The 9,411-nt window shown below is 51.5% G+C and carries 9 protein-coding genes; 2 read left to right on the top strand and 7 right to left on the bottom strand.

Features of this window, described 5'->3' with window-relative positions:
- Nucleotides 1-243, top strand: a 243-nt coding sequence (locus Q0605_RS01775; RefSeq protein WP_298703675.1) for a hypothetical protein, incomplete at its 5' end; no start/stop codon positions are given.
- 485 nt (nucleotides 244-728) lie between these two features.
- Nucleotides 729-1,538, top strand: a complete 810-nt coding sequence (locus Q0605_RS01780; RefSeq protein WP_298703676.1) for a DUF3108 domain-containing protein — start codon at nucleotides 729-731, stop codon at nucleotides 1,536-1,538.
- A gap of 142 nt (nucleotides 1,539-1,680) precedes the next feature.
- On the opposite strand, the gene Q0605_RS01785 is transcribed toward Q0605_RS01780, so the two are convergent.
- The 7 genes from Q0605_RS01785 to thiS form a co-directional block, all read right to left on the bottom strand.
- Nucleotides 1,681-2,679 carry a hypothetical protein gene (locus tag Q0605_RS01785; RefSeq protein ID WP_298703678.1) on the bottom strand — a complete coding sequence of 333 codons (999 nt, stop codon included), beginning with the start codon at nucleotides 2,677-2,679 and terminating at the stop codon, nucleotides 1,681-1,683.
- Nucleotides 2,680-2,860: 181 nt separating this feature from the next.
- Nucleotides 2,861-4,060: a thiamine phosphate synthase gene (locus Q0605_RS01790; RefSeq protein WP_298703680.1), complete on the bottom strand. Its 1,200-nt coding sequence runs from the start codon at nucleotides 4,058-4,060 to the stop codon at nucleotides 2,861-2,863.
- Nucleotides 4,054-4,851 carry a hypothetical protein gene (locus Q0605_RS01795; RefSeq protein WP_298703682.1) on the bottom strand — a complete coding sequence of 266 codons (798 nt, stop codon included), beginning with the start codon at nucleotides 4,849-4,851 and terminating at the stop codon, nucleotides 4,054-4,056. The genes Q0605_RS01790 and Q0605_RS01795 overlap by 7 nt, the downstream gene beginning before the upstream one ends.
- A complete protein-coding gene (thiH, locus tag Q0605_RS01800) occupies nucleotides 4,844-5,977 on the bottom strand; it encodes a 2-iminoacetate synthase ThiH (RefSeq protein ID WP_298703685.1) in 1,134 nt (377 codons plus the stop codon). Before thiH ends, Q0605_RS01795 begins: the two co-directional genes overlap by 8 nt.
- Nucleotides 5,978-6,208: 231 nt before the next feature.
- Nucleotides 6,209-6,970 (bottom strand): thiazole synthase, encoded by a 762-nt coding sequence (locus Q0605_RS01805; protein ID WP_298703687.1) that lies wholly within the window; start codon nucleotides 6,968-6,970, stop codon nucleotides 6,209-6,211.
- Nucleotides 6,971-7,514: 544 nt separating this feature from the next.
- The gene (thiF, locus tag Q0605_RS01810) at nucleotides 7,515-8,309 is read right to left on the bottom strand and encodes a sulfur carrier protein ThiS adenylyltransferase ThiF (protein WP_298703689.1); all 795 of its coding nucleotides are present in this window, start codon (nucleotides 8,307-8,309) and stop codon (nucleotides 7,515-7,517) included.
- Nucleotides 8,310-9,283: 974 nt separating this feature from the next.
- A complete protein-coding gene (gene thiS / locus Q0605_RS01815; RefSeq protein WP_298703691.1) occupies nucleotides 9,284-9,400 on the bottom strand; it encodes a sulfur carrier protein ThiS in 117 nt (38 codons plus the stop codon).
- Nucleotides 9,401-9,411: the final 11 nt, after the last annotated feature.

A 9,411-nucleotide genomic window follows, 5' to 3' on the forward strand; every position in this document is an offset into this window, starting at 1 on the left:
AGCAGGATGGATTTCATGATGTTCCTCCTATCCGATGGTGATTCGTTCCTCTGGGCGGCGGCCGGATTCGTGCCGGACACGCGCGTGTGCCGCAAAGATGACCGTGAGGCCGCCGATGCGTCCAAAGAACATCAAAAGCATCATGACGCATTTGGAAAGCGGACCTGTTTAAATTTGATCGGATTTGCAAGCAACCGACGCGGCTGTATTTACGGCACGAAACGACGCCGCATGAAAGCGTAAATTTAACGAGTGCTTTAATTGTGACGGCGCAAATTTTAAGCGCGAGCTTTATGTGCGGCGCAAAGAACGTAAATTTAACGGGCGCGGCGTAGCGGATAGTGCAAAGTACAAACATAGCCGCAATATGAAATTTTGATTTTATTCACAGGCACACTTTGCGATGAAGCAGCCTGCACGAAATATAAAATCGCTCCGATTTCTGGCAAGCGCGCGCCGAGCCGCATATGCGTCGCAATATAAAAGCGGCGACAGTCGGCGTCTTTAGGCGCACACGGCGCGGCCTTTCACGACGGCAAGGAGCGGCAGTTGATATTTAATAATCACGCTATGGAGAAAATGAAATAGGCGGCGCGAGTTTTGCTTTTTAGGCGTAAATTTTACGAACGCGGTGCAGATTCTTGCGCGAGCTTTACGGGCGGCGCAAAGAGCGTAAATTTAACGGGCGCCGTATAATTGGGGCGCCGTAAAGCGGAAGGACGGTAAGGATGAAATTTTTTACTCTTTTGATTTTATGTGCGAGCGCGCTTTTCGGCGAGACGATCAGCGCGAAATATGAAATTTCGTTCGGCGTTTTCAGCGCGGTCGGCAGCGCAAATACGCGGTTCGTGCGGCAGGGCGATCGCTACGAGATCGTCATGGACGCCGTCGCGCAGGGCGTCGCGGGCAGCCTGAGCGGGCAGAGGCGCGAGAGCTTCCGCTCAAAGGGGCGCGTCGTGGCGGGGCTTTTGATGCCCGATCTCTACGTCCACGAAGTCTCGCGCAAAAAGGGCAAAACAGCGAAAAACGAGCGCAAAACCTACACTTTCGACTACGCGCGCAAAACGATAAAATTTCAAAAGCTCAAGGGCACGGGCGGCGAGCTACAGCTCGTAAGCGACGAAATTTTGCCCTATTTTGCGACGAACGACCTGCTGAGTTTGTTTTTCAATTTCTCTAAAATCCCGCACTCGGGCGATAAATTTTTCGTCCGAGCCGCAGGCGCAAAGAGCGCCGACGGAAGGATCGACATCGAAAGGCCGCGCGGAAGCGCCGCCGCAAATATCGCGAGCGAGCTTGGCGTCGCGCCGCCTAGCGATGCAAATGCAAACTCTAGCGCCGAGGCAAGCGCGAAACCAGGCGAGCATGGCGCAGATAAGCAGGCTGCGGCGATTTACGTGGTTTTCATCAACCAGCCGATATTTTCTAGCAGCCGAGGCGAGCTGCATCTGAGCCTAAATGAGCGCGGTTACGCCGATCGCGCCGTTTTGAAGGACGTGCTGCTCTTCGGCGACATCCGCGCGCGGCTCGTGGAATGAGATTTAGTAAATTTACAAGGTAAAATTTGTTTAAATTTATCCCTGCTCGCTTCAAACGTCATCGTTTTCATATCGCCGAAAAAGAGTAAATTTGATCAACCATAATTTAATATAAATTTCAAATAGAGTCCGCTTTTATGATCTACACAAAAATTTGCGGCTGGATTTTATCTAAATTTTTTCCTATTTTTAGTAGAAAATAGGTCTTTAATTCCCTGTATTCTTTGCTGCTTAGAAACGAAGCCTCTATAAAAGAACTTTTGTCGTATATCAATATGCTATCATTTATAATATCAAAGCCTAGCCCGTTAAAAAGCCTATATAGCAATAAAGGAAAAAAGCTAATCGATATAATTACCGCAAAAATTATCCAAAAATTTTCCTCCCTTCCGTCTATCACTACCGCTACGAAAAAAACCAAAAGCAAATATATAAAAGCAAATAGCAGCATAAGGCATTTTGCCTTTTTTGATATTTCGGGATATGACGGTCCCGTGGTTCTTTTGATACTAATTATATTTGAAATTTTGGTCTCATATAAAACGGCTTCCGTCTTTTTAGAGTATAGGGTTATATCGTCATTTTTAAAGCATATATAGCACTTGCCGAAATTTGAAAATTTATTTAATGCTCTGAGCGGAAAATAGCAATCCAGCAAAACGAGAAATAAAATTTGCTGGGCGGAAAATTTACCGCATATCGCCATCAATATCGTAGTAATGATATAGATCGCGCCGATGATAGCATTTAAAATTATAGCGTGGTCTTTTATGATTATCGGCTCTTTGTCGTAATCACGAGTTTTAGCGCCCCGCGATGAAATACCACCCGGGTTTAAATTTTGAAATTTTATCTCATCTTTTGAGTTTAAATTCATGCTGTTTAAATTTCTATCTCGGAAATTTGCGCCGCAAAGATGATCGGGTTGCGATTCGGGGTCTGTTTGATTAAAATTCGCATTTTTAAAGTTTTTGCTACTCAAATTTGTATCGTTTGAATTTAATGATCTGCGATCCGTTGCATCGCTTAAATCCGCATCGTCAAAGATGTCGGCGCTAGCGCCTTTTCGCAGCTTTTGTTTTAAATTTCGGCGCTGTTCATTTAGAAGCTTTTTTGATTCCTCAAGCCACGCTTTATCCAAAAAATATCCTTAAGCTTAAATCGCTCGTATTTTATAACTTTGAACTTAAATCGCAATAAATCGCGTTCGTTTCGCGCGTTTTTGATTTTATTAAAATATGTGTTTTTGCGTCGCGCCGCATGCAGCGCAATGACGGCAGCAAGGGCGCAGCAACGGAAACAAACCGCATTTTTGGATCGATTTATTTCTTAAATTTTCTTATGAAATCGCTCGCGTCCTGCGCCGCCATCGCAGAGCTCATAACGGCGATCCTGTCGGCTCCCGCGCGTAGGACGGAGGCGAAATTGCGCGGCGTTATGCCGCCCAGCGCATAGATTTCGCCCGCGAAAAACTCCCGCACGGCGCGGATCAAATTTATCCCCTTCGGCGCGAGCCCCGCCTTGCAATCGGTCGTGAAGATGTGGCTCAGGCAGATCGCGCCGGCACCCAGCTCCAGCGCTTCGCGCGCCTCCGCCTCGCTGTGGCAGGAAGCGACCAATTTTTTGAAATTTGCGCGCAAAAAATCTGCGCCGTGCGCCGCGCTAAAGCTCCGCAAAACCCCGAGCGGCAGCCATAAATTTCTCGCGCGCGCGCGCAACGCAAAATCTGCAAAATTATGTACAAAGATCGCAGGCAGGCGCCTTGCGCCTTCTGCTATCTGCGCGCCCGCCGCACTCTGCGAGTTTTCCGCCTCTTTCACGCTCTGTGAATTTTCTACGCCCCCTATACTTTCAGAGCTTTCTGTGTACTGCGCGCTCTGTGAGCCCCCCGTATTTACTGCACCCTGCATATTCTCTGCGCCATTTGCATTGTCGGTACTTTGCGCGCTCCTCGTCGCGAGTTTTGTTTTGCATACGGCTCCGCGAAGCAAAATCTCGCCCGGTGCGCTATCATTCGCGCAGTTTGCAGCACCGATAAAATTTTCGGACGAAATTTCATCTAAAACTCGGGCGGAATTTTTACACCGAACTTCATCCGTAGCAGCATGCTTACGGACCGCGTCCGCGTAAAGCTCGCTTTTGCTTCCGCCCGAATGGAGCTTTTTTGGCGAAACTTCGTCCTCGTCGCGCTCGCAGAGCAAAATTTTATCCGTGTAGGCCGCGCTCGCGTCTAATTCGCCCGCGAAAGCCTGGGTTTTACTAAATTTAGCAGCGCTAGCTTCATTTACAATCATCCCGACCGCACGGGCTGTATTCGCACAAAACCCGTTCTCGCAGGCGAGTAAAATTTTACTAAACAGCGCCGCGTAGGCATCCTCGTCTAAATCCTTTTCGCGCACGACGATCTCGCCTACACCCGCCGCGGTAAAATCCGCTATGCGCGCGAGCAGCGCCGCTTCTCCGCCGCAGAGCGCGCGATTTGTGATGATCGTAATGCGCGAAGCAAGCTCTAAATCTAGCATCCGCCCGCTCCTTTAAGCCCAAAATCCGCGCGCGGTACAGCACTGAGGCTTAAAATTTTGCCCGTAGCATTTGGTTTTGAAATTTCACCCGCAGCGCTAGGGTTTAAAATTTTATTCGCCAGGCTTAAAGTCAAAATCCCTGCTTCCGCGCTAGAGCTTAAAATTCTTGCAGCGCTGCTAGAAATAAAATTCTTCGCCGCTGCATCGAAAACTAAATCCATAGCCGAGATGCCGGAGCTTAAAATTCTGCCCGCCCAGATGGAGGCTAAAATTTTGTTTGCGCCGCTAGGATTTAAAGCATCTGCCGAACCATTAGATTTTATCGGCTTTGCGTTGCTTCTACATAGGAGCCTGGGGTTTGCGTTGTTTTTAAATTTAAAATTTACGCCGCCCAAGGGCTCGGAATTTGCGCTACCTTTAAATTTTAAATCCGCATATGTATTCCGAGGCCTCAAATTTACGCACGCATTTTGAAGCCCAAAATTTCCTGCGCGTGCTAACGCGGTGCCTAAAATTTTATCATCCGTCATAGCGTCATAAATTTTGTCGCGGCATGCGGCGCTGTAAAATTCGGCGTAGTATTTTACGCTACGAATTTTGCTGCGTCTAGCGGCACTAAATCTGCCCGCAAGTAGCGCACCGCAAATCTCGCCTCTTAAAAAGGCATTGCAAATTTTACCCATGCGAGCGCAGAATTTCACTGCATAAAATTCTAAAAATTTCGCCGCCGAAGCAAGCCTTTGGTGCCGAAGTTTCGCGGCGTAAGCTCGCATATCTGCGCTCTTAGACATAGATATACTCGCTCATCAGCGGCTGCAGCCCGCCTGCGCGGATCGCCTCGCAGACCTCGCTTACGCTGCGCGCGTCGCTGATCTCGAACTGCTCGTCGCCCCTCTGCTCGCTGTGCCCGCCTATACCCACGCTCACGCCCGCCGAAATTTTGCTCGCCGCGATCCTGATCGCATTGTCGCGGAAGCCCGTTCTCTCGCGCGTGGAGATCGTGATCTGCGCACTTGGCAGCAGCAGCCGATACGCGCACATGACCTGCAGCAGCTCGCGCTCACCGACGTCCTTCGGATTTATTTTGTCGTTATTGATGATCGGGCGCAGGCGCGGCACCGAAAAGGCAATCTCGGCGCGCGGGTACTTGCGCTGAAGCAGCCACGCGTGCACGCCCGTGGCAAAGGCATCGCGGCGAAAGTCCCCGAGCCCCAAAAGCGCCGCAAAGCCCACGCCGCGCATACCTCCTCTGATCGCGCGCTCTTGAGCTGCGAAGCGATACGCAAAAACGCGCTTGTTGCCCGCAAGATGCAGCTTCGCGTAGCGCGCGGGATCGTAGGTTTCTTGAAAGACGGTCACAAAATCGACGCCGCAAGCATGCAGATAGGCATAATCGGCGGAGTTTAGCGGATAAATTTCGACGCCGATTACCTTAAAATACTGCCGCGCGAGCTCGCAGGCGCGCCCGATGTAGCGCACGGGACTATTTTTCTCGCTCTCGCCCGTGAGGATCAAAATTTCTTCTAGCCCCGTAGCCGCGATCGCCTCAAACTCCGCCTTTAGCTGCGCTTCATCAAGCCTTGCGCGCGCGATTTTATTTTTGCAGTTAAAGCCGCAGTAAACGCAGAGATTGTCGCAGTAGTTTGAGATGTAAATCGGTGTAAAAACAGCGATGTTGCTGCCGAAATGCGCTGCCTTCTCGCGCGCTGCGGCTTGCGCGATCTGCTCCAAATGCTCGCCCGCACGCACGCTTAGTAGCGCGGCAAAATCGCGCAGACTTCTATTTTTCGCACCGATCGCCCTTTGCACGTCAGCCTCGCTCGCCTCCTCGCAAAAGCCCTCGCGCAGGGCAAGCGTACGCTCCATTGTCTCGCTTCCGATATCCTCCATGCCCGCTAGATAGCCGGTTTTATTCATCTTTAAAATTTTCCTTTTAAATTTTCATTTAAATTCCACGCGGCACGCTTTTGCGTGTAAATTTAAGCGCCGCAATTTTAAAATTTTATCTCACCGCGCCGTGCGAAATTTTAAAATTTCACGCCATGTCTATCGGCTGCTATGCCGAGCTGCGCTATATGTATCCAAGAAAGGTAAATTCCGCGCAAAAAAACACGGCTCGCACAACCAAGCCGCGTTTAAATTTAACCGCTAGCGCAAAAATCCCGTTAGCGGCGAGCTTGCGCTGGCTGTCTTAGAAACGGCGCCGAGCCCCGCCAGATAGGCATCGCGCCCCGCCTGCACGCTGAGCGCAAACGCCCGCGCCATCAGCGCCAGATCCCCGCTCGTGGCGATCGCCGTATTTACCATCACCGCAGCACAGCCCATCTGCATCGCCTCGCAGGCCTCGCTAGGCGCGCCTAGCCCCGCATCTACGATGATCGGCACGTCGATTTCGCCCAGCAAAATTTCGATCATCCCGCGCATCATCAGCCCGCGATTGGAGCCGATTGGCGCAGCCAGAGGCATCACGGCGGCGGCCCCCGCGCTTACTAGATCGCGAGCTACGCACAGATCGGCGTGCATGTAGGCAAGCGGCACGAAGCCCTCGCGCGCCAGGGCCTCGCAGGCTTTGATCGTCTCGGCGTTGTCGGGCAGAAGGTATTTGCTATCGCCTATGATCTCGATCTTTACGAAGTCGCCGCAGCCCAGCTCGCGCGCGAGCCGTGCGATCCGCAGCGCCTCCTCGGCATTTCGTGCGCCGCTAGTATTCGGCAGCAACGTGACGCCGCGGGGGATGAAATCCAAGATATTGCGGCTCTTGCTTTCGTTCACGCGGCGCAGCGCAAGCGTGACGATCTCGCAGCCCGCGTGCCGTACGCAGGCGTCTATCATCGCGTGATCGAACTTGCCAGAGCCCATTATCAGGCGCGAGCTAAACTCCTTGCCGCCTAAGATCAGTTTATCGTCCATTCTATCCTCTTTAGTTTAAATTTTTTTTTCAGATACGGCGCAGATGGCGCAATATCAGTGCTTGCGCAGCGCATTATACACAGCGCGAGATTGCGGCACAGATTGTGCGCCTTGCTTCTATCGCTATTTTAATGCGCCGCACGACGCCGCGTCCAAGCTTTAAAATTTCTCGTCAAATTTTACGCCACGACACAAAATTTTAAAATTTCACGCGCAGACTGCGGCTCGCTTCGCTGCGCGGAATTTTAAATCCTACGTTCAAAAGCAGCTCGCTCGCGCCGAATAAATTTTAAAATTCTACTTACACGCGAGCTGCGCACGACAAATGGTTTAAATTTCGTCGTTTAAATTTAGATCTCACGGCTAAATTTCGCGGCCAAATTTGCACAGCGCGCAGTAAATTTTACGCCGTTTTAAAAACGCGCGCCGTATACCCGCCGAAACGCTCGCCGCTTCTCAAAAATAATCGCGCAAAGCTAAATTTAGCGGCAATGCACAAAGGCACGTAAATTTAGAAATGCAGACGCGCGATGGGCGGCCAGGCTTAGCCCTCCTCGCCCAAAATTAGCCTAAGCGCGACGTTTGCTTGATGTGCGGCGCAGATCGCTACGCGCGGCGCAAGCAGTCTCACGCCTTGAGCCGCGGCGCTTTTGCGGTCGCCGCAGACGAAGACGTTTTTGCCGAGCCGCGTCGTGCGGATCTCGTTGGCGTCGCCGCTGCCCGCCATGCCACTAGCGCAGATCAAAAAGCTATCCGTGCCGCCGAATGCGCCAAAAATCATCGCTTTCGCCGCCGCGTCGTCGAAGCACTCGCAAATTATACGCTCGTTTTTTAAAATTTCGGCTACGTTTTGCGCGGTAAGTCGCTCGTTTAAGGTTCGCACGCGCACGAACGGGTTTATGCGCGCGATTTTTTCGCTCAAAGCGGCCGTTTTGGGCTTGTAAAGATCGCCGATCTCGTACTGCTGGCGGTTGAGGTTGGTCGGCTCGACGACGTCGAAGTCGATCAAAAAGAGCTCGCCCACGCCCGCGCGCGCAAGCAGGATCGCGACGTTGGAGCCGAGCCCGCCGAGCCCGCAGATCGCCACACGCGAGCCTTGCAGCGCGGCGTTTACGGCGGGGGCGTTGCGAGCAAGCATCAGATCGCGAAGCTCCTGCGGCGATAGCTCCGTACCGCGCGTGATCAAAAAGAGCTCATCGCCCGCCTTCAGCTCGCAGTTTTGCGTGCTCGCATAGCCGTTTATCACGGCGATCTCGCCGCTAAATTTAACCTCGCGCTTAAGCCCCTCAAGATTGCTCGCACACGTTTCGTAAGCTTTGCCATTTAATTTTATCAGCATTTTAATCCTAAATTTTATCTTTTTGCCGTTTAAATTTATCGCGCAAATTTAAGTGTACGGCGCCTCATATCTGCGCGAAAATAGCGTGCATTTATGCAGTATTGCGGCACGGTCGCGGTAGAGATCTACGCAGCTACGACGCACCGCACAAACGCTTGGCACGAGCTGCGGCGCAAGCGGAGCGTACCAAGCGCATCGCACGCGATTTTAATCCGCAAATTTCATCGTGCTTTTAACGCGTAATCTTTTAGCTTTGCGCATTGCATTCGGCTAATACGGCGCGTCGCATGAGCTCCGTACGAAACGCGCAGCGCAAGCTAAATCCGTTAAATTTTAACGCATTAATCCCCGCTTGTCGGTTAAATTTTAAAGTCGCGAAGCGCTAAAGCGATCCGCCAAACTTGAAAGCCGCTAAACGCCTGAATAAACCGCGCTGCGGCTAAATTTAAAATTTCAAGCCGAACCGACGAAAAAGCGGTACGTCGTAGCATGCGTCTTAGCGTGCACGACGGCAGAAATCTCGGGGTAAATTTTAAACCTCGCGCTCAAAGCCCGCAACTTCGGCATAAATTTTAAAGCCATGCGCTCAAGCTTGTGGTGCCGACGCAGTTTACAGCTCCACACCCAACCGCCGCAGCCGGCGACGCAAATTAACGTTCCGCCGCCGAAATAAAAATTTAAACTCTATCGCCGCGGAGCGAATTTTAAAACTCCTGCGTTCTGCCGCCGCGGCCTAGCTCGCATTCAAAATTTAAAATCTCACCGCAGGCGTCAAACCGCCCTGTCCTTCTAATAAATTTAAAAACCCAAACGCCGCTATCTCTCCGCGCCGCCGTATCGCTTAAAATTTTACGACGCGAATGCAAATTTTAAGCTCCAGCCGCCGTGCCGCTACACCGATTAAAATTTAGCGGCCTTCGCGCAGATCTAAACCTCGGTCGTCGCAATTTTTAACGCAATTCAAAGCTCCGACCTCAGCCGCCGCCCACGAACTCGACGATCTCATATTTTTTGCCGCTTGAGATCTGCGTGCGCTCCCACGCCTCTTTTTTTAAAATTTCGCCGTCGCGCTCGAGCGCTACTAGGCGCAGATCGTGTCCGC

The sequence above is a fragment of the uncultured Campylobacter sp. genome (assembly GCF_938017705.1).
GTDB lineage: Bacteria > Campylobacterota > Campylobacteria > Campylobacterales > Campylobacteraceae > Campylobacter_B.

What these genes read in the sequence shown, in the direction of transcription:
- Q0605_RS01780 (WP_298703676.1), top strand. Translation starts at nt 729, where the DNA reads ATGAAATTTTTTACTCTTTTGATTTTATGTGCGAGCGCGCTTTTCGGC.
- Q0605_RS01795 (WP_298703682.1), bottom strand. Translation starts at nt 4,851, where the DNA reads ATGTCTAAGAGCGCAGATATGCGAGCTTACGCCGCGAAACTTCGGCAC.
- Q0605_RS01805 (WP_298703687.1), bottom strand. Translation starts at nt 6,970, where the DNA reads ATGGACGATAAACTGATCTTAGGCGGCAAGGAGTTTAGCTCGCGCCTG.
- thiH (WP_298703685.1), bottom strand. Translation starts at nt 5,977, where the DNA reads ATGAATAAAACCGGCTATCTAGCGGGCATGGAGGATATCGGAAGCGAG.
- thiF (WP_298703689.1), bottom strand. Translation starts at nt 8,309, where the DNA reads ATGCTGATAAAATTAAATGGCAAAGCTTACGAAACGTGTGCGAGCAAT.
- Q0605_RS01790 (WP_298703680.1), bottom strand. Translation starts at nt 4,060, where the DNA reads ATGCTAGATTTAGAGCTTGCTTCGCGCATTACGATCATCACAAATCGC.